17 protein-coding genes are annotated in these 19,430 nt (G+C 69.0%); 8 read left to right on the forward strand and 9 right to left on the reverse strand.

Annotated features, from left to right (window positions below; all coding sequences use genetic code 11):
* Positions 1–74: 74 nt before the first annotated feature.
* Together AVKW3434_RS04525 and AVKW3434_RS04530 are read right to left on the reverse strand one after the other, a co-directional pair.
* On the reverse strand, positions 75–1,028 hold the full coding sequence (locus tag AVKW3434_RS04525; RefSeq protein WP_284398004.1) for a sugar ABC transporter substrate-binding protein: 954 nt from the start codon (positions 1,026–1,028) through the stop codon (positions 75–77).
* Between the two features lie 418 nt (positions 1,029–1,446).
* Complete coding sequence (locus AVKW3434_RS04530) at positions 1,447–3,126, reverse strand: AMP-binding protein (protein WP_284404837.1); 1,680 nt, start codon at positions 3,124–3,126, stop codon at positions 1,447–1,449.
* Positions 3,127–3,261: 135 nt separating this feature from the next.
* On the opposite strand from AVKW3434_RS04530, the gene AVKW3434_RS04535 reads away from it, so the two are divergent.
* Positions 3,262–4,185, forward strand: a complete 924-nt coding sequence (locus AVKW3434_RS04535) for an esterase/lipase family protein (RefSeq protein ID WP_284404839.1) — start codon at positions 3,262–3,264, stop codon at positions 4,183–4,185.
* A 30-nt stretch (positions 4,186–4,215) separates the two neighbouring features.
* Here AVKW3434_RS04535 and AVKW3434_RS04540 read toward each other — a convergent pair whose 3' ends face one another.
* The 6 genes from AVKW3434_RS04540 to AVKW3434_RS04565 all read right to left on the reverse strand — a co-directional run bounded on the left by AVKW3434_RS04540 (position 4,216) and on the right by AVKW3434_RS04565 (position 11,103).
* Complete coding sequence (locus tag AVKW3434_RS04540) at positions 4,216–5,760, reverse strand: hypothetical protein (protein WP_284404840.1); 1,545 nt, start codon at positions 5,758–5,760, stop codon at positions 4,216–4,218.
* 170 nt (positions 5,761–5,930) lie between these two features.
* Positions 5,931–6,770, reverse strand: coding sequence for a phenylalanine 4-monooxygenase (gene phhA, locus AVKW3434_RS04545; protein WP_284398014.1), 840 nt, complete (start codon positions 6,768–6,770; stop codon positions 5,931–5,933).
* 62 nt (positions 6,771–6,832) lie between these two features.
* A complete protein-coding gene (locus tag AVKW3434_RS04550; protein WP_284405193.1) occupies positions 6,833–7,762 on the reverse strand; it encodes a Bug family tripartite tricarboxylate transporter substrate binding protein in 930 nt (309 codons plus the stop codon).
* 127 nt (positions 7,763–7,889) lie between these two features.
* Positions 7,890–9,026 (reverse strand): 4-hydroxyphenylpyruvate dioxygenase, encoded by a 1,137-nt coding sequence (hppD, locus tag AVKW3434_RS04555; protein ID WP_284404844.1) that lies wholly within the window; start codon positions 9,024–9,026, stop codon positions 7,890–7,892.
* Positions 9,027–9,172: 146 nt separating this feature from the next.
* Positions 9,173–10,150 (reverse strand): lipase secretion chaperone, encoded by a 978-nt coding sequence (locus tag AVKW3434_RS04560; RefSeq protein ID WP_284404846.1) that lies wholly within the window; start codon positions 10,148–10,150, stop codon positions 9,173–9,175.
* An 11-nt stretch (positions 10,151–10,161) separates the two neighbouring features.
* Complete coding sequence (locus AVKW3434_RS04565; RefSeq protein WP_272565202.1) at positions 10,162–11,103, reverse strand: lipase family alpha/beta hydrolase; 942 nt, start codon at positions 11,101–11,103, stop codon at positions 10,162–10,164.
* A gap of 171 nt (positions 11,104–11,274) precedes the next feature.
* Here AVKW3434_RS04565 and AVKW3434_RS04570 point away from each other — a divergent pair, with 171 nt between their 5' ends.
* The 4 genes from AVKW3434_RS04570 (at position 11,275) to lnt (ending at position 15,216) form a co-directional block, all read left to right on the forward strand.
* Positions 11,275–11,757, forward strand: coding sequence for an Lrp/AsnC family transcriptional regulator (locus AVKW3434_RS04570; protein WP_284404848.1), 483 nt, complete (start codon positions 11,275–11,277; stop codon positions 11,755–11,757).
* 145 nt (positions 11,758–11,902) lie between these two features.
* The gene (locus tag AVKW3434_RS04575) at positions 11,903–12,628 is read left to right on the forward strand and encodes a GNAT family N-acetyltransferase (RefSeq protein WP_284404850.1); all 726 of its coding nucleotides are present in this window, start codon (positions 11,903–11,905) and stop codon (positions 12,626–12,628) included.
* 90 nt (positions 12,629–12,718) lie between these two features.
* Complete coding sequence (locus tag AVKW3434_RS04580) at positions 12,719–13,600, forward strand: CorC family transporter (RefSeq protein WP_272565200.1); 882 nt, start codon at positions 12,719–12,721, stop codon at positions 13,598–13,600.
* A complete protein-coding gene (gene lnt / locus AVKW3434_RS04585) occupies positions 13,600–15,216 on the forward strand; it encodes an apolipoprotein N-acyltransferase (protein WP_284404852.1) in 1,617 nt (538 codons plus the stop codon). Before AVKW3434_RS04580 ends, lnt begins: the two co-directional genes overlap by 1 nt.
* Before the next feature lie 36 nt (positions 15,217–15,252).
* Here lnt and AVKW3434_RS04590 read toward each other — a convergent pair whose 3' ends face one another.
* Complete coding sequence (locus AVKW3434_RS04590; RefSeq protein ID WP_284404854.1) at positions 15,253–16,179, reverse strand: LysR family transcriptional regulator; 927 nt, start codon at positions 16,177–16,179, stop codon at positions 15,253–15,255.
* A gap of 144 nt (positions 16,180–16,323) precedes the next feature.
* On the opposite strand from AVKW3434_RS04590, the gene AVKW3434_RS04595 reads away from it, so the two are divergent.
* From AVKW3434_RS04595 to fabB, 3 genes are all read left to right on the forward strand, one after another.
* The gene (locus tag AVKW3434_RS04595) at positions 16,324–17,397 is read left to right on the forward strand and encodes an asparaginase (RefSeq protein WP_272565197.1); all 1,074 of its coding nucleotides are present in this window, start codon (positions 16,324–16,326) and stop codon (positions 17,395–17,397) included.
* 214 nt (positions 17,398–17,611) lie between these two features.
* Positions 17,612–18,151 (forward strand): 3-hydroxyacyl-[acyl-carrier-protein] dehydratase FabA, encoded by a 540-nt coding sequence (fabA, locus tag AVKW3434_RS04600; RefSeq protein ID WP_272565196.1) that lies wholly within the window; start codon positions 17,612–17,614, stop codon positions 18,149–18,151.
* On the forward strand, positions 18,148–19,374 hold the full coding sequence (gene fabB / locus AVKW3434_RS04605; protein ID WP_284404857.1) for a beta-ketoacyl-ACP synthase I: 1,227 nt from the start codon (positions 18,148–18,150) through the stop codon (positions 19,372–19,374). Before fabA ends, fabB begins: the two co-directional genes overlap by 4 nt.
* Positions 19,375–19,430: the final 56 nt, after the last annotated feature.

Genomic DNA, 19,430 nt, shown 5'->3' on the forward strand with positions numbered 1-19,430 from the left:
GGCAAAGGGGGCACGGGGTCGGTCCTCAGGTCAAAGGCGGCAGGCGAGGGGGTCGGCAGGCGCTGCGGGCGCGCTTACTTGCTGTCCTTGGTGACCAGCACCACCTCGGTCTTGACCTCGGCCGGCAGCTGGGCCTGCGGCGTCTTGGCGGCCAGGGCCTTCTGCACCAGCTCGATGCCGAACACGGCCTGCTTGGCGGCGTACTGGTCGGCCGTGGCGAGCACGCGGCCATCGGCCAGCATGGGCTTGATCGCGTTGATGTTGTCGTAGCCCACCACCTGCACCTTGCCGGCCTTGCCGGCGGCCTTCACCGCGGCCACCGCGCCCAGCGCCATGCTGTCGTTGCCGGCCAGCAACGCCACCAGGTCGGGGTGCTCGCGCAGCATGCCGGCGGCGACCGTGTTGCCCTTCTCGATCTCCCATTGGCCGGACTGCACGCCCACCACCTTGATATTGGCGGCCTTCATCGCATCCTGGAAGCCCAGCGTGCGCTGCTGCGCGTTGAACGTGGTCGACACGCCTTCGATGATGCCGACCTTGTCGCCCGCCTTGATCGATTTGGCCAGGTAGTCGCCCACCAGCTTGGCGCCCGCACGGTTGTCGGGGCCGACGAAGGGCACGGTCAGGTTCTTTTCCTTGAGTGCGTCGGTGTCCAGGCGGTTGTCGATGTTCACCACCAGGATGCCCTTGTCCACCGCGGCCTTGACGGCCGGCACCAGCGCCTTGGAATCGGCCGGTGCCAGCACGATGGCGTTGACCTTCTGCGCCACGGCCTGCTCGATCATCTTGATCTGCGCGGCGGTGTCCGTCTCGTTCTTGATGCCGTTGGCCACCAGCGTGTATTCGCTGGCATGCGCCTTCTGGTGCGCCTTGGCGCCGTCTTCCATGGTGCGGAAGAACTCGTTGGCCAGCGATTTCATCACCAGCGCGATCTTGGGCTTGTCCTGCGCGAACGCGGGCGAGGCCAGCAGGCCCCCCAGCACGGCGAGGGCGGCGGCGGTTTGAACGGAGCGGCGGGTGAAGGGCATGGTGTCTCCTGGAAAAGGCGTTGTCGGGATACGGAATGCGCCGGTTGCGGACCCGATGGGGCTGTCGAAAGAGCCCTGATCGCCATCCGGAAAAACCGCCGCGGACCGCCATGGTAGCGAAAGCAAACGTTTGCGCAAACGTTTGCGCGTGGGGATTATCCCTGAGCCCAGAGGTGATGGCGCTTGGGACGGGAGTCTGGCGGGCGGCCGCGGCCGGAAAAGAAACGGGGTGCGCGCACAGGGGCGCGGGCCGGCTGACGGAGGGCGAACGGGTGTTTGCCGGCCTGGGGGAAACGGCGGCGAGACCCCGGCGGGCTGACATCAGCGGATGCAGCTGTTACTTCCGCGTGCCACCCCGGCCGGGCGGCGCGTCATCCGCCGCGGGCTGCCACGGCCCGCGTGCGCCGGCCGGACTCAGTCAGCTGCGCAGCTCCCGGCGCAAGATCTTGCCCACGTTCGTCTTGGGCAGCGCATCGCGGAACTCGATGTGCCGGGGCCGCTTGTAGCCGGTGAGGTGCTCGTGGCAGTAGCGCTCCACGTCTTCCTCCGACAGCGCCGGGTCGCTTTTCACCACGAACACCTTGATGGCCTCGCCCTGTTTCTCGTCCGGCACGCCGATGGCCGCGCATTCCAGCACGCCGGGGCACATCGAGATCACCTGCTCCAGCTCGTTGGGGAACACGTTGAAGCCGCTCACCAGGATCATGTCCTTCTTGCGGTCGATGATGCGGGTGTATCCAGCCTCGTCCATGATGCCGACGTCGCCCGTGCGCATGAATCCGTCCGCCGTGAAGGCCTTGGCGTTCTCCTCGGGCTGCTGGTAGTAGCCGGTCATCACGTTGGGGCCGCGGATGCAGATCTCACCGGACTGGCCGATGGGCAGGCTTTCGCCGGCATCGTCCTTGATGGCGATGTCGATGCCCGGCAGAGGCAGGCCGATGGTGCCGGTGAACTGCGTGTTGTTCACCGGGTTGTTGGTGCCGATGGCGCAGGTCTCGCTCATGCCCCAGCCCTCGATCATGGTGCTGCCCGTCACCTTCTGCCACTGGCGCGCCGTGCCCTCCGACGCGGCCATGCCGCCGGCCTGCGACACGCACAGGTGCGAAAAATCGAGTGCGGCGAACTGCGGGTTGTGCAGCAGCGCGTTGAACAGCGTGTTGACCGCCGGCAGCATGTGAAAGGGCCGCTTCTTCAGCACCGCGACGAATTTGGGGATGTCGCGCGGGTTGGGGATCAGCGTGAGGTGGGAGCCCTGGCGGATCGCCAGCAGGCACAGCGTGAGCGCGAAGATGTGGTACAGCGGCAGCGCCGCGATGCTGTTGGCATGGCGCACGTCTCCCACCTTGGACAGTGCGGGCGTGAACCACGCCTCGGCCTGCAGCGTGGCGGCCACGATGTTGCGGTGCGTGAGCACCGCGCCCTTCGACAGCCCCGTGGTGCCCCCGGTGTACTGCAGGAAGGCGGTGGAATCCAGCGTGGCGTGGCTGGGCGCCAGCGTGCGCCGCTCGCCCAGGGCCAACGCCTTGTTGAACGGCACCACCTGGCGGCCGTTGGTGAGCGGAATCTCGTAGGCCGGCACCATCTTGGCCAGGTGGCGCACGGCGAACGTGATCCAGCGCCCGAAGGCCGCGCCCAGCAGGTCGCCCATGCTGGCAACGCACACGTGCCGCACGGCGGTGCGGTCGATCACCTCGGCCAGGGTGTGGGCGAAGTTCTCCAGGATCACGATGGCGGTGGCTCCGGAATCCTTGAGCTGGTGCTCCAGCTCGCGCGCGGTGTACAGCGGGTTCACGTTCACGCAGGTGTAGCCGGCGCGCAGCACGCCCGCCATGGTCACGCCGAACTGCGGCACGTTGGGCAGCATGATGGCCACGCGCGCCCCGGGCTCCAGTCCCTGGCCCTGCAGCCAGGCGCCGAGCTGGGCCGACAGGCGGTCGAGTTCGCCGTAGGTCATCCACCGGTCCATGCAGACCGAAAAGGGGCGGTCGGCATGCTTGCGGAACGACTCCTCGAACAGGTGCGGCAGCGAGCGGTACTGCTCGGGCTCCACGTTGTGCGGCACCCCCGGAGGGTAGTTTTTCAGCCAGATCCGTTCCATGCGGTCGTCCCTTTCGTGCGCGGGTGGAGGTGGGCACGATTGTGGAAGCGGCTCGCGCCCTGTCCAGGGGGCTTGTCCTAGGCCCGTCCCGCAAGTGACATGATGCGGACTCGTTTTTTTTCAGGAGCGCCGGTCTTGACCAATGCACGATGGCAACGCGGAATGGTGGTGTGCAACCTGCTGCTGGCCGTCGGCTGGCTGGTGTGGCAATGGCCCGCCTCGCCCCTGCGGGCGGTGGCGGGCCTGGCCGCGGTGATGCTGCTGCTGCGGCTGTTCATGGGGCTGCAGTTCGTGTGCATGGTCCGCGTGAACCGGCAGGCCAGCCGGGCCGACGGGGTGCCGGTGCCGTCGCTGGCGCAGGTGGTGCGCGCCTGGTCGGCCGAAGCGCGCTGGGCCAGCGTGGTGTTCGGATGGTGGCAGCCGTTTCGCTCCACCGCCGTGCCCGACTGGCTGCCGCCCCCCGTCATCGGCGGCCCGCCGCCCGCGCGCGGCGTGGTGCTGGTGCACGGCTTCATCTGCAACCGCGGGTTCTGGACGCCCTGGATGAAGGTGCTGCGCATCCGCGGCCACCCGTTCGTGGCGGTGACGATGGAGCCCGCGTTCGGTGCCATCGACGACTATGTGGACACGCTGGACGAGGCCGTGCGCCGGGTCACCGCCGCCACGGGCCGCCCGCCGGTCGTGGTGGGCCACAGCATGGGCGGTCTGGCCGTGCGGGCGTGGCTGCGGGCGCGGCAGGCCGATGCGCGCGTGCACCGCGTGATCACGCTGGGCTCGCCCCACCAGGGCGCGTGGGCGGCGCGGTTCAGCCGGTCTGCCAACGGCCGGCAGATGGTGCCCGGGGGCGAATGGCTGCGGCGGCTGGCGCAGGACGAGCCGCCCGGGCGCGCTGCGCTGTTCACCTGCTTTTATTCCAACTGCGACAACGCGGTGTACCCGGCCGCCACGGCCGCCCTGGACGGCGCGGACAACCGCCTTCGCGAGGGCCTGGCGCACGTGCAGATGGCATTCCATCCGCCGGTGGTGCGGGAGTGCCTGGACCTCATCGCGGCGCCGTAGGCCGCAGGGCATTGCCGCCTGCTTCTACGCCTACGCCGCGGCCGCCGCGGAGCGCCGCGCGTTGAAGTCGTCCGATCCCACGCCCATGTCCTTGCCGTACTGCGGCGACACATAGGCCACATTGACGCCGGCCAGCAGCCGCTTGAGCTGCTTCACGGCGGCCACGTTGCCGCTGCTGAAATCGTCCGGCAGCGTGAGCCGGTCCTGGTAGGCCAGCTGGAAGGCCCGCTTGTCGTCCGCCGAGCCGTTTTGCGCGGCCTTGAATGCCAGGGCGATTTCCCGCAGGCCCGCATCGGCGGATTCGGGCGTGCCGAAGCCCGCGCGCAGCGCCGCCCGGCCTTCTTCGGTGGAGATGGCCATCACATGGACCGGCACCGGTTTGGCCGCTGGCGCCGGCGCGGCGGGGACCGGGTGCAGCGCTGGCTTCGCGGCAGGGTGTTTTTGCGGGCGGGGTTTGAGGTGCGCCTTGGGCGGCGGAGGCGGGGGCGGCGGCGGAGCCGCGGCGGCCTCGGCTTCGGCCTTGGCGGTGGTTTCGGCCACGGCGGCCGTCTCGGCAGCGGCAGCCGCGTCCGCCGGTGTTTCGGCCGGCGGCTCTGCGGGCGGCATGGTTTGCGGGGCGAACCGTCCCAGGGTGTGGTTCAGGAACTTCTGCAGCGACTGGCCGGTGGTCAGCAGCGACTGTCCGATGTCGGCCAGTTCTTCGCGGATCTCCTGCGACAGCCGCGTCTTGTTCTCCACCATGTGCTGGAGCGCGCCGGACAGCGCGTGCAAGGCCGGTGCGGCCTGGGTGGCCAGGCGCTGCACCCGGGCCAGCACCTGCTGGGCCTGGGCGGCGGTCGTGATCTGCACGGTGTTGGCGCTCTCCAGGCCGATGGCCACGGCGGCGTGGGCCACGGACTGGAAGGCCGCCGACGCCGCCTGCAGCTTGGCCGGCAGCACCGAATACCGCGTTTCCATGGGCGTCTGGGCGGAGGCCGCGCCGCTACCGCTGCTCTGGAAGGACGGTCTTTGGGGCAGCACCGAAGGGCGGGGCCCCTGCGGGCGAGGGCTGGCGCCCTGCAGGATGGAGGGGCGCACCTGCGGCAGCACCGACACCCGCGGGGGCCGCTGCGCTGCGGCCTCCGGCCGGGCGGGGTCCTGCTGCGCTGGGGCCGGGGGAAGGACCGAGCTGCCGAACGCCCCTTGCGGCGCGGGCGCATAGGGCGACTGGAACGTGTTCATCGCCGAGTGCGACTGGTACGCCTGGGGCGGCAGAAAGCTCTGGCGCAGCGGCGACTGGTATTGGGGCGGCAGCTTCGAATGGCGCTGGTAGGTCTCGGGCGGCTCGGTGCCGGGCCGCTGGGGCGACTGGAACTGCGGCGGCAGCAGCGAATGCCGCACTACATGCAGGGGTGCACGCGGCGGCATCGGGGCCGAGGACAGGCGCCGGGCCAGCTCGGGCAGCGTTGGTTCGGCGGAGGGCGGTTGGCGCCTGCGCCGGACGGGCGCGACGGGCGTCATCAGCCCCGGCGAGGGATCGACGACGATGCCCGGTGCGGGACGCAGCGGTGACGAAATGCCAGAAATGCGCGACATGGATGGATTCCTCGGGGAATCCGCCGCCAATGTGCCTCGCGCTGGGCGCCAGTTGGACCTTGCGGCGGATGACGGAGTCGATCATCCGCAGCCGCACGGGGCCGCCCCGCCCCCGGCGCGAAGCCATGCCGCCGCGTGCGAAGAAGCGGCGGCCGGCCGGGTGCGCGCCGTCAGGCCGGCACGGCCTCGCGCTCGTCGGCCGCGAACTCGGGCTGGCCTTTGAGGCGCTCGTAGATCGGGGCGAAGTCGGCCGCGGTCATGTCGAACAGCTGCTGGAAGCTGTCGATGATGAAGTAGGTCTGCTGGTAGGTGTCGATCTTGTAGCGCGTGCGCATGGTGCGCTCCAGCTGCAGGGGAATGCGCTGCGGCTCGGGGCTGCGCACCGAATGGGCCAGTTCGCCCGAAGAGCTCAGGATGCCGGCGCCATAGGCCCGCAGGCCGTCGTCCTGGCGGATCAGGCCGAACTCGATCGTGTACCAGTACAGGCGCGACAGCAGTTCGCAGGCGCCCAGGCCGTGGGCCTTGAGCCCGCCCTGGCCGTAGCGCTGCACGTAGTCGGCGAAGACCGGGTTGAACAGCAGCGGCACGTGGCCGAACAGGTCATGGAAGATGTCGGGCTCGACGATGTAGTCGAACTCCTGCGGCGTGCGGATCCAGTCGGTCACCGGGAACTTGCGGTTGGCCAGCAGCGTGAAGAACGGCACCTCGGGGATCAGCCCCGGCACGCCCACCAGTTCCCAGCGCGTGGCCTGGTACAGGCGCTCGTTCACTTCCTCGAAGCGCGGAATGCGGTCGCGTGCGCCGAGCGAGGGCAGGGCCTCGATGAACGCATCGCTCGCCAGGCCCGGCAGCAGGGCCGACTGGCGCTCGTACAGGCGCCGGTAGGTGTCGTGGTCGGCCGCGGTGTAGGCCTCGTAGTCCTGCGCGCAGGTGTAGTCGGCGTTGGCGCGGGCGTAGTCGCCGCGGGGTGGGCGATCAGATTGTCCGTAGACGACGGGGGGCTGTCCCATGCTTGGCTCCTTGGGTTTTGGTATCCATGCCGCAGCCCTGGGCGTCCTGCCCCCGGCCGCGGCTAATCCATCTTGATCTTTGCGGCCTTGATCAGAAAACCGTACTTGCTGTGCTCCGAGCGCACGAACTGGCCGAAGCTCTCCAGCGTCAGGTCCTCGGGGTCGAGGCCCATCTTCTTGAAGCGTTCCGTGCTGGCCGGCGACTTCATGCCCGCGCTGAAGGCCATGGCGTAGCGGCGGGCATCGGCATCGGGCAGCGCGATCGGGGCGAACAGCCCGAACCACGTCACCACGTTGAAGCCCTGCACCTCGTCGTTGATGCTGCGCACGTCGGGCAGGTCGTCGTCCCGGCCCAGCGAAGTCACGCCCAGCGCCTTCAGCTTGCCCGCCTTGATGAGCGGCAGCGACGAAGCCAGGTTGTCGAACACCAGGCTCACTTCCTGGGCCTGCAGTGCCTTGAGCGCCGGGGACGAACCCTGGAACGGCACGTGCGCCATGCGCGTGTTGGTCAGCGACTTGAACATCTCGGCCGCGATGTGGCCGATGCTGCCGTTGCCGCCCGAGCCGTACTTGAGCTGGTCCGGGTGCTTCTTGAGGTACTGCACCAGTTCGGTCGTGCTGCCGATGTTCAGGCTCTTGGCCTGCTCGGCGCTCATCACCAGCACGTTGGGCGTGCGCGCGACGAGGGCGATCGGCTTGAAGTCCTTGATCGGGTCGTACGGAAAGTTCTTGTACAGCCAGGGGTTCACCGCATGCGTGGCCACCGCGCCCATCACCAGCAGGTTGCCGCCGGCCGGGGCTTTCGCCACCAGATCGGCACCGACGTTGCCGCCCGCGCCGGGCTTGTTCTCCACCGCCACGTTGCCCAGCGCCGCCTTGGCGCCTTCGGCAACGATGTGGGCCGAGGCATCGACCGGCCCGCCCGCAGGGTAGGGCACGATGATCTTCAGCGGCGCGGAAGGGGTCTGCGCGTGCGCGGCAAGTCCTGCCATGCACAGCAATGCACCCCCCAGATAGGCACTGGCGTTCAATAACTTCACGGTATCTCCTCCGGGTCTAAGACGTGCCGCAGTATAGAGATGCGTTGCCGTGAAGCTGCATTCGGTTACAGGCGCTGTCTCAGTCGGACTTCAGCACGCCCCGACGCATCTGGTCGAGCTCGATGCTCTCGAAAAGCGCCTTGAAATTGCCGTTGCCGAAGCCGTCGTCGCCCTTGCGCTGGATGAACTCGAAGAAGATCGGCCCGAGCTGGTTCTCGCTGAAGATCTGCAGCAGCAGAGCGTCCTTCTTGCCGTCCACGAGGATCTTGCGTCGGTGCAGTTCGGCCAGCGGCTCGCCGTGGCCGGGAATGCGCTTGTCCACCAGTTCGTAGTAGGTGTCGATGGTGTCCAGCAGGCGCACGCCGGCGCCGCGCAGCGCGTCCACCGTGGTGTACAGGTCGTCCGAGCCCATGGCGATGTGCTGGATGCCCTCGCCGTTGTACATGTCCAGGTATTCCTGGATCTGGCCGGCCTTTTCCTTGCCCTCTTCGTTGATCGGGATGCGGATCTTGCCGCAGGGGCTGGTCATGGCCTTGCTCTTGACGCCGGTGACCTGGCCTTCGATGTCGAAGTACTTGATCTCGCGGAAGCCGAACAGGCGCTCGTAGAACCCGGCCCATTCGTTCATGCGGCCCCGGTGCACGTTGTGCGTCAGGTGGTCGATGTAGGTCAGGCCATGGCCGTGGGGGTTGAGCGCCTCTTCGGCCGACACGCCGGGCAGCGGCTCGAAGTCCACGTCGAAGAAGCCGATGTTGCCGATGTCGCCGGGCTGCGCGCCGCCCTTGCCGCGCCAGCGGTCCACCAGATAGATCAGGCTGTCGCCGATGCCCTTGATGGCGGGAATGTTCAGCTCGCCCGGGCCGGCGGTGCCGGCATAGCCCCAGGCGCCCAGCCCCAGGGCGCGCTCGTAGGCGGCCTTGGCATCGTGCACGCGGAAGGCGATCGCACAGACGCTGGGGCCGTGCATGCGCGCAAAGCGCTGCGCGAAGCTGTCGGGCTCGGCATTGATGATGAAGTTGATCTCGCCCTGGCGGTACAGGGTCACGTTCTTGTGGCGGTGCCGCGCCACGGGCTTGAAGCCCATGCCTTCGAACACCTTGCCCATGGCCTGCGGATCGGGTGCGGCGTATTCGATGAATTCGAAACCGTCGGTGCCCATGGGGTTCTCCCAGGCGGCGGTCTGTTGCGTGGCTTGCTCGGGCAAGGCTGCGTTCATTGGCGTCTCCGTTCGTGGATGGATGTCTGCCATCCACTTTAGGCCGTAGAGACTCAGCATTCGGGCGAAATCGTGCCCCCGGCGAGCCCGTTTTGCAGGAAACCTGCATGAATGGCGGCAATGCCGCAGCCGAAGGTTGCCCGCGGTCAGCGGGCCTGCGTGGGAAGCGCCCGCAGCGCCATGGCGCCCTCCAGGCGGAGTTGCTCCTGCGGCGTGAACAGCTCCGACCGCAGTTGCGCCAGCCGGGCCGAAGAAGACCCCGAGCCCATCGCTGCCTGGTACTGGTCGAGCCGGCCCTGCCATTGCCGGTCCTGCGTGTCCATCTGGGCCAGCCGCTGCGCGGCTTCGGCGCCGTATTGCGCGCTGCGCGCGCTGAAGCGGGCCGTGGCGTCCATGCCCTGGGCGTCGAAGTCCGCGGTCTGCCGGGCCAGGCCCACGTGCGCCACCGCTTCGCTGCGCTGCGCCCGCAACGCGGGGGCGAGGGCGCTTTCGGCCTGCTGCAGGGCTGCGCTTTTCTGCTCGGCCGTGAGCGACGGGTCGCGCTCGATCTCCAGCCGGGACAGCAGGTATTCGTCCATCTGCGCATCCGCGGCGAACAGGGCCTGGTACTCGTCCGGTTCGAAGGCGGCCATGCGCACCTTCTGGCGTGCGGCCAGGGCTTGGCGCAGGGCCTGGGGATCGCGCAGATCGGCGGGCGCCTGCAGCCGCCCCAGCGCCACGCGGTAGTCCACGTAGCGGTGGGCCAGCGCCAATGCGCGGGTGGCGACCTGCGGCGGGAAGAACTGGCCGATCAGGCCCTCCAGCCGGGCCTTGAGAAGGCCGGGCTCCGGCGCTTCGCCCGCCGCGTGCAGCAGGGCTTCCAGCGTGTCGCGCAGGCCGGGGCCCAGCAGCGGGTCGTCACTGGCGGCGGCCACGGGCGGTGCGGGCGCGTCCCACACCGCCGGCGTGGCCGGGCCGCGGGCGCGGGTGCCCGCAGCCATGGCCGAGGCGGTCTCGGCGCCCGGTGTGCGGGGCGCCTGCTGCGCCGGGCCGCCCGCGGTCCACCAGATCAGGGCGGCGGCCGCAGCGATGCCGCACGCCGCCAGTGCCGCACCGGGGATGCGCGTCACTGGCCGGTGCGTCATGGTTCGGCTTGTCACAGGCCCGCTTTCTTGAGGCGGTTGGCCTGGTCCAGGTACAGCGTGACCGGGTCCACCGACAGCCAGTCCCGCAGGCCGAGCAGTTGGTTGATCTCGTCCAGATGGTTCTGGCGGTAGTCGCCCAGGTGTTTGCCCAGGCGCGCCGAGCAGGCCGACACCAGGCCGTCGTTGGCCTCGTTGAACACCAGCCCGGTCGTGGCGAGCAGGGCGTCGCTGGCATCGAGCACGTTGGTGACCGTGCGCACGCCGGTCCACGAGTAGTAGCGCACGCCGTTGACCAGGTCGGCCCCGTCGCCGCAGCCGCTGGTGGGCACGCCCGCGCCGAAGCGCTGGTTGAAGCGCGCCGAACCCTCGGTGGTGAGCGAATCCAGCGCCGCGGTCGGCATCTGCGGCAGGCCGCTGCCCCCCGAGGAAAGGTTGATGAGCGCCACCAGCGCCGAAGCCGCCTGGCTGGCCACCGCCTCGCTCACGCTGCCCTTGGGCGCGACCCCGCGCACCACGTCCGCCACGCGCGAGCCGCGGTTGACGCCGCCCACGGAGGTGACCGACGCCACCCACTGCGGCGCCACCCCTGCGACGTACCGCGCCGTCGGGCCGCCATGCGAATGGCCGATCAGATGGACCTTCTCGGCACCCGTGAGCGCCCGGATGTTCTTCACCTGGGCCAGCAACTGCTCGCCCCGCACCTCGGTGCTGTTGGCCGCCGATACCTGCGCCACGAACACGCGGGCGCCATCGCGCTGCAGCGCCTGCGGAATTCGGTAGAAGTAATCCACGCCCAGCGCGGAATCGAATCCGAACAGGCCGTGCACCAAAACGATGGGGTAGCGGGTCTGCGCGTAGCCGGACTGGGCGCTGGCGCCCTGCAAGCCCTGCAATGCGAACGCGGCCAGGACGAAAGCGAAACCGCGCAGCAGGCGGCTGAATGCAACGAACATGGTTTGTCTCCGGTGGTGGTGTGAAAACACTCTCTCTTATAAAAAAGAACGACCGTTCTTTTTTGGAGATTTTGCGACGATGCGCCGTCTTCCACATCGGGACATACGTGCATTCGGCGGCCGTGGAATCCACCTTCGCAGCCGTGCCCGAGATCCGTAGAATCCTGCGCCATGACCGCTGACCACGCACTCGACAAGCTTGACCGCGCCATCTTGCGCTGTTTACAGGTAAACGGACGCGAGACCTACGACGAAATCGGGGAGCGGGTGGGGCTGTCGCCCAGCGCCGTGCTGCGTCGCGCCAAGCGCCTGGAGGAAAGTGGCGTGATCGACCGCTACGTGGCGCTGGTCCGGCCCGAGTCGGTGGGCCTGGGCCTCACGGCCTACCTGAACGTGCGCCTCGAAAAGCACACCGAGAGCCACAAGCGCAACCCCATGGACCTGTTTCGCGCCAGCGTGCAGACCTGGCCCGAGGTGGTGGAGTGCGCCGCGCTCACGGGCGAGATGGACTACCTGCTGCGCGTCGTGGTGGCCGACATGGCGCACTACAGCCGCTTCATCATGGACACGCTGCTCAAGCACCCCAGCGTGCAGGATTGCAAGACGAGCTTCGTGCTGGACCGCGTGAAGGCCACCACCGCCGTGCCGGTGTAGCGCGCAGGCGCTCATGAATCCATAGCTGCCCAGGCCCTCGGGCCCATCGGTGGCGTCGTTTCGAGGCGGAGGCCTTCGCCCGCCGCGCCGCAGTGCAACAAAAAGTTTGGTCAGATATAAGGGAAAACCCTAAAATCTCGCCATCATGATCCCCACCCAAGACTGGCTTCGCGCGTCCCCCGATGCAGGCGGCACTGTGCTGCGCAGCGAAGCGCCCCGTCCGCCGCACCGGCGGGGCAGCTCGCCGGTCATGGTGCCGATCCGCTCGCTCGGCCCCGGGCACCGCGAGCGCATCGCCGCCCACCTGCTGCGGCTGGAGCCTTCGGACCGCTACCTGCGCTTCGGTTACGCCGCCAGCGACGAACAGGTGCAGCGCTATGTGGATCAGCTGGATTTCGTGCGCGACGAGATCTTCGGCATCTACAACCGGCGGCTGGAACTCATCGCCGTCGCCCACCTCGCCTACGCCGATGCGCCGGAGCACCAAAGCTGCGCCGAGTTCGGCGTGTCCGTGCTGGGCCAGGCGCGGGGGCGCGGCTTCGGCGCCCGGCTGTTCGATCGCGCCGTGATGCACGCGCGCAACCAGGGCGTGAGCATGGTGTTCATCCATGCCCTGAGCGAGAACACCGCCATGCTGAAAATCGCGCGCAATGCCGGCGCCACCGTGCGCCGCGACGGCTCGGAGTCCAAGGCCTACCTGCAGCTGCCGCGCGCCGGCCTGGACACCCGCATGGCGCAGATGGTGGTGCACCAGTTCGCCGAGATGGATTACCGCTTCAAGAAGCAGGCCCGCCAGTTCTGGCGGCTCCTGGCCGGGCTGCAGGAAGTGCGGCGCGGCGTGCGCGACGGGCGCCACCAGTCGGCCGAATGACGTTAACGGGCGCCCGGCAGGGCCGCCAGCGCGATGCTTCCGCTATCCTTGGGGCCTGATCAACCACCGCACGTCCTGCATTCCAAGACCGTGTCCGACCCCCATTCCGCGCGCCCGTCCGAACGAGAGGACAAGCGCACGTTCCTGCAGCGGCTCGTCGAGTTCATCCACCCCGGCCCGGATTCGACCGACGAGCTGATCGCCACCCTGGCGGAAGCCGAAGACAACCAGATCATCAACGCCGATGCCCGCGTGATGCTCGAGCGCGTGCTGCGCATGGCCGAGATGCGGGCCAGCGACGTGATGGTGGCTGCCCCGCGCATGGACCTGATCGACATCGAGGCACCGTTCGATGCCCTGCTGCACCAGGTGATCGACACCGCGCACTCGCGGTTTCCCGTCTATCAGGGCGAGCGCGAGAACATCATCGGCATCCTGATGGCCAAGGACCTGCTCAAGCTGCAGCGCGCGCCGGAGCTGAACATCCGCGCGCTGTTGCGCCCCGCCGCCTTCGTGCCGGAGAGCAAGGGCCTGAACGATCTGCTGCGCGAGTTCCGCGTGAACCGCATCCACATGGCGGTGGTGATCGACGAGTTCGGCCGCGTGGCTGGATTGGTCACCATCGAGGACGTGCTGGAGCAGATCGTGGGCGAGATCGAGGACGAGTTCGACATCCCCGAGGACGAGGGCGACATCTTCGGGCTGGCCGACCGCACCTACCGCGTGAGCGGCGACACCCCGGTCGAACGGGTGGCCGAGGCGTTCGGCGCAGTGCTCGCGGGCTCCGACCGGACCGAGCCCTTCGACACCATCGGCGGCCTGATCGCGCACGAGATGGGCCGTGCCCCCAAGCGCGGCGAGACGCTCGACCTGGGCGGCCTGCGGTTCGTCGTGCTGCACACCAAGGGCGGCGCGGTGCGCTGGTTCAAGGTGTCGCCGGTTCCCGCCGAAGACGACCGGGCTGCGCACTGATGGGCGCCGCTGGCGCGCGCCGCGGCCCGCTCGGGCCGGTGGCGCTGGCAGGGGGGCTCGCGCTGCTGGCGGGCCTGGCGCAGGCCGCCTCGATCGCCTGGCCCTTCGGCGGCGAGCCGGTGTGGTGGCTGCAACTCCTGTCCCTGGGCGGCTTCGCGCGGCTGCTGCTGGCCAGCCGCAGCGCGCGGCAGGCCGCGGTGCTGGGGTGGCTCTTTGCCACCGCCTGGCTGACGGGCACCTTCTGGTGGCTCTTCATTTCCATGCACACCTACGGCGGGCTGGCCGCGCCGCTGGCCGCGCTCGCGGTGGTGGGGCTGGCGGCGTTTCTGGGCAGCTACTACGCGGTGGCTGCGGGGTGTTTCAAGGCCCTGGGGCAATCAAATCGCTGGCATGCTGCTATTTTTTTCGGAGCGTTCTGGCTGCTGGCCGAGTTGGCGCGCGGCCAGTGGTGGACGGGCTTTCCATGGGGCGCCGGTGGCTACGCACACATCGAAGGCCCGCTGGCCGTGCTGGCGCGGTCGGTCGGGGTGTACGGCATCGGCTGCATCGCGGCCGTGCTGGCCATGCTCGTGGCCCAGGGGCGGCGCAGCGACCTGCGCAGCCTGAAGGCATGGGCCCTGGTGGGGCTGGCCGTGCTGGCCTGGGCCGGGCTGGCGGTGCAGCGCCACTGCGCCGTCGAGCTGTGCCACACGCCGATGCAGCGCCCCGCGCCGCTGTCGCTGGCCCTGCTGCAGGGCAACATTCCCCAGGACGAGAAATTCCAGGCCGGCAGCGGCGTGCCGACCGCCCTGCGCTGGTATGCCGAGCAGCTGCGCAGCGCCCAGGCCGCGCTGGTGGTGGCGCCCGAGACGGCCATCCCGCTGCTGCCGCAGCAACTGGTGCCGGGCTACCTGGATTCGGTCACTGCGCGCTACACCCAGCCCCCCGCGGCGGGGCAGGGCGCCGGCCGGCAGGCGGCGCTGCTGGGCATTCCGCTGGGCGACATGGCGCTGGGCTACACCAACTCGGTGATGGGCTTCGCGCCCGGCCAGGCCGCGCCGTACCAGTACGACAAGCACCACCTCGTGCCCTTCGGCGAATTCATTCCTCCGTTCTTCCGGTGGTTCACCGAGATGATGAACATCCCGCTGGGCGACTTCAACCGGGGTGCCGTGGGGCAGGCGCCGTTCCTCTGGGCGGGCGAGCGCATCGCGCCCAACATCTGCTATGAGGATCTGTTCGGCGAAGAACTGGGCGCGCGCTTCACCGACCCCGCCCAGGCGCCGACGATCTTCGTGAACCTGAGCAACATCGGCTGGTTCGGCGATTCGGTGGCCATCGACCAGCATCTGGCCATCAGCCGCATGCGCGCGCTGGAGTTCGAGCGCCCCATGGTGCGGGCCACCAACACCGGGGCCACCGCCATCATCGACCACCGGGGCGTGGTCACGCAGCGCCTGCCGTCGCACGTGCGCGGTGTGCTGACCGGCGAGGTGCAGGGGCGCAGCGGGGCGGTCACGCCCTACGCGTATTGGGTCTCGCGCTGGGGCCTGTGGCCGCTGTGGGCGCTGGGCGCGCTGGTGGCAGGCCTGGCCTGGATGCGCCGGCGCCGCGCCCGCAGGGCCGCCACCGCCTGAAACCCCGGCGCGCCTGGCGCCGACCGAAGGGCCGGCTCAGAGCGCGGCCGCTTCGGAAGGCGCGCGCGCCATCGTCTGCATGAGCACGTCCGACAGCAGGGCCAGCATGCGGGCGGCATGGCGGTCCGGCGGGCGGTTGGCGGCGTGGTAGGCATGCAGCGCCATGGGCGGCAGGTCGCGCAGCGGCACCGCGGTGATGGCGGCCGGGTCGAGGTTGCGCGCGGTCAGGAAATCGACCACCGTCCACCCCATGCCGCGCTTGACCAGCGCCAGGGCCAGCTGCGAGGTCTGCATCTGGATGCCCAGCTCGGTGTGCACGCCCAGGCTCTGTGCCAGTTCGGCCATGGGTTGGCGCATGGGCTCGTCGCCCAGCAACTGGATCATGGGCGTGTTGGCCAGGAAGGTGATCGGGTCGGATCGGTTCAGCCGCACCGCGCGCAGCCAGATGTCCCGCGCCACGGCGATGAACAGCGGCCCACTCACCAGGATGCTGCTCTCCAGCTGCGGGTGCGGGTGGTCGTAGAAGCCCAGCGCGAAATCCACCGAGCGGGTGAGCAGCGCCTGCGCCATCTGGTCCTGGTGCAGGGTGCGCACTTCCACGCGCACCCGGGGCGATTGCTGGGCATGGCACTCCAGCACCGCGGGCAGGAATTCATGCGTGACGGACGGAATCGCCGCCAGCCGCACCAGGCCGCCCTCGGGCTGGCGCAGGTTGTGCGCGGTGCGGCGCAGTGCGTCGAGCTGGCTGTGGATCTGGCTGGAGGCGGTGAACAGCGCCTGCGCCTCCGGCGTGGGCAGCAGGGCCCCGCGGGCCCGGCTGAACAGCGCGTAGCCCAGTTGCAGTTCCGCGTGCGCGATGGTCTTGCTCACCGCCGACGGCGTGATGTTGATCAGCCGGGCAGCCGCGCTCATGTTGCCGGTTTGCATGACGGCCTGGAAGACTTCGAGTTGGCGGAGATTCATCGCAGGGGAGGGAAAACGAGAATATGACCGGAAGTCACACCCGGCCGGCGATTATTCCCCACAGCCCGCCATGCGGCTTCCTACCATACGGCACCCGCGGAAATGCCGCGGGCACAAAAAGTGTCATTCATTACGGAGACTCACATGCTTTCCCCTCTGAAACTGAAGCGCCTGCTGGCCGGCGCCGCCTTCGCAGCCTGGGCCGTCGTGGCCGCGGCGCAGCCCGCCGCCAAGCCCAATGTCGTGGTCCTGGCCACGGGCGGCACCATCGCCGGCGCGGGCGCCTCGGCGACCAACAGCGCTTCCTACGCCGCGGCCAAGGTGCCGGTGGACAAGCTCATCGCGGGCCTGCCCGAGCTGGCGAACGTGGCCAACGTCAAGGGTGAGCAGGTCTTCCAGATCGCCTCGGAGAGCTTCACCAATGAGCAGTTGCTCAAGCTGGGCAAGCGCGTGTCGGCCCTGGCCAAGCAGGCCGACGTGGACGGCATCGTCATCACCCACGGCACCGACACGCTGGAGGAAACCGCGTACTTCCTGAACCTGGTGGTGCGCACCGACAAGCCCATCGTGGTCGTGGGCTCCATGCGCCCCGGCACCTCCCTGTCGGCCGACGGCGCGCTGAACCTGCTGAGCGCCGTCTCGGTGGCGGCCAGCAAGGATTCCTCGGGCAAGGGCGTCCTCGTGACCATGAGCGACGAGATCCAGAGCGGCCGCGACGTGGTCAAGGGCGTCAACATCAAGACGCAGGCGTTCCGCAGCCAGTGGGGCCCGCTGGGCATGGTGGTGGAGGGCAACAACTACTGGTTCCGCGCGCCGGTCAAGCGCCACACCGCGCAATCGGAGTTCAACATCGACGAGATCGAGACGCTCGCCCCCGTGGAGATCGTCTACGGCTACGGCAACGTGCCGCGCTCCACGGTGGACGCCGTGGGCCGCTCGGGCGTCAAGGCGCTGATCCATGCCGGCACCGGCAACGGCTCGGTGGCCGACCGGGTGGTGCCTGCACTGCAGGAACTGCGCGGCCAGGGCGTGCAGATCATCCGTTCCTCGCGCATCGCCGACGGCTTCGTGCTGCGCAACGCCGAGCAGCCCGACGACAAGTACGACTGGGTGGTCGCCCACGACCTGAACCCCCAGAAGGCCCGCATCCTGGCCGCCGTGGCGCTGACCAAGCCCCAGACCAGCAAGGACCTGCAGCGCATCTTCTGGCAGTACTGATCGGGGCCCGATCCGCGCGGCCGCACGCCCGTGCGGCCTGCGCTGACGCGGTCCGGCGCGGCCCGCTTTCATGAAATTAGGGAATCACCCTTGGCCCTGTGTCACAGTCGGCCCTCCGTGTGCCTTGATAATGGATGCCCCGCCACCGAAAAGACCTCGGTGGCGCGCAATCAAAATCCGGCGGGCGCACCGCCGATCTGGAGCACGACTGACAATGGCTGATTCCTTTTCCTATGAACAACTGATCGCCTCCGGCGAGGGCAAGCTGTTCACCCCTGACAGCGGACGACTGCCGCTGCCGCCCATGCTGATGTTTGACCGCATCACGCACATCGACAGCGATGGTGGGGCGCATGGGCTGGGGAAAATCCGGGCCGAACTCGATGTGCGCCCCGACCTCTGGTTTTTCGACTGCCACTTCCAGGGCGATCCGGTCATGCCGGGCTGCCTGGGGCTGGATGCCATGTGGCAGCTCATCGGTTTCTACCTCACCTGGCTGCAGCTGCCAGGCCGGGGCCGCGCCCTGGGCGCGGGCGAAGTCAAGTTCACCGGCGAAGTCGGCCCGAACGTGAAGCTCGTCACCTACGAAATCGACATCAAGCGCGTGATCAAGCGCAAGCTGGTCATGGCCATCGGCGATGCCCGCCTGCTGGCCGACGGCCAGGAGATCTACGTGGCCAACGACCTGCGCGTGGGCCTTTTCAAGCGTGAAGACGGGAAGGACGGAGCACCCGCAGCGGGAGCCACGGCATGACCATGAAGAAGCGCGTCGTCATCACGGGTGCGGGCATCGTCTCGTGCATCGGCAACGACCAGCAGGCAGTGACCACGTCGCTGCGCGAAGGCAAATCCGGCATCCGCGCCATGCCCGAGTTCGCCGAACTCGGCCTGCGCAGCCAGGTGGCGGGCGCGCCGCAGATCGATCTGGACGCGCTCATCGACCGCAAGCAGCGCCGCTTCATGGGCGATGCCGCGGCGTACGCCTACCTGTCGCTGAAGGACGCCATCGCCCAGTCCGGCCTGTCGCCCGCCCAGGTGTCCCACCCTCGCACCGGCCTCATCATGGGATCAGGTGGCGGCTCGCCGGCCAACCAGATCGAGGCGGCGGACACGCTGCGCTCCAAGGGCATCCGCCGCGTGGGGCCCTACCAGGTCACGCGCTGCATGGGCTCCACCGTGTCGGCCAACCTGTCCACGGCGTTCGCCATCAAGGGCATCAATTTCTCGATCACATCGGCCTGCAGCACCTCCGCGCACTGCGTGGGCATGGCGGCGCAGCAGATCGCCTTCGGCCTGCAGGACGTGATGTTCGCGGGCGGCGGCGAAGAGCTCTCCTGGGGCCTGGCCACGCTGTTCGACGGCATGGGCGCCATGTCGGCCAAATTCAACGCCACGCCCGAGACGGCCTCGCGTCCCTACGACGTGGACCGCGACGGCTTCGTGATCGCCGGCGGCGGCGGTGCGCTGGTGCTGGAGAGCCTGGAGCACGCCCAGGCCCGCGGCGCCACCATCCTGGCCGAGATCGTCGGCTTCGGCCTGTCGTCGGACGGCGAAGACATGGTCGCGCCCTCGGGCGACGGCGCCATCGCCTGCATGCGCCAGGCCATCGCCGAAGCGGGCGGCGGCACGATCGACTACGTGAACACGCACGGCACGTCCACCCCCGTGGGCGACCTGCCCGAACTGCGCGCGCTGCGCGAGGTGTTCGGCGACGCGGTGCCCCCGTTCTCCTCCACCAAGTCGCTCACCGGCCACTCGCAGGGCGCGACGGGCGTGCAGGAGGCGATCTACTGCCTGTACATGCTGCAGGGCGGCTTCATCGCCGGCTCGGCCCACATCGAAAACCTGGACCCGGCCGCCGAGGGCATGCCCATCGTGCGCACCTCGCGCGATGCATCGCTGACGACCGTGCTGTCCAACAGCTTCGGCTTCGGCGGCACCAACGCCAGCCTGGTGCTGCGCCGCTGGCAAGATTGAGTGGACGCCCGCGGTGCATCCGCGGTGCATTGCTATAAAAATAATAGCTGCCAGCG

The sequence above is a fragment of the Acidovorax sp. SUPP3434 genome, assembly GCF_030159015.1.
Lineage (GTDB): Bacteria > Pseudomonadota > Gammaproteobacteria > Burkholderiales > Burkholderiaceae_C > Paracidovorax.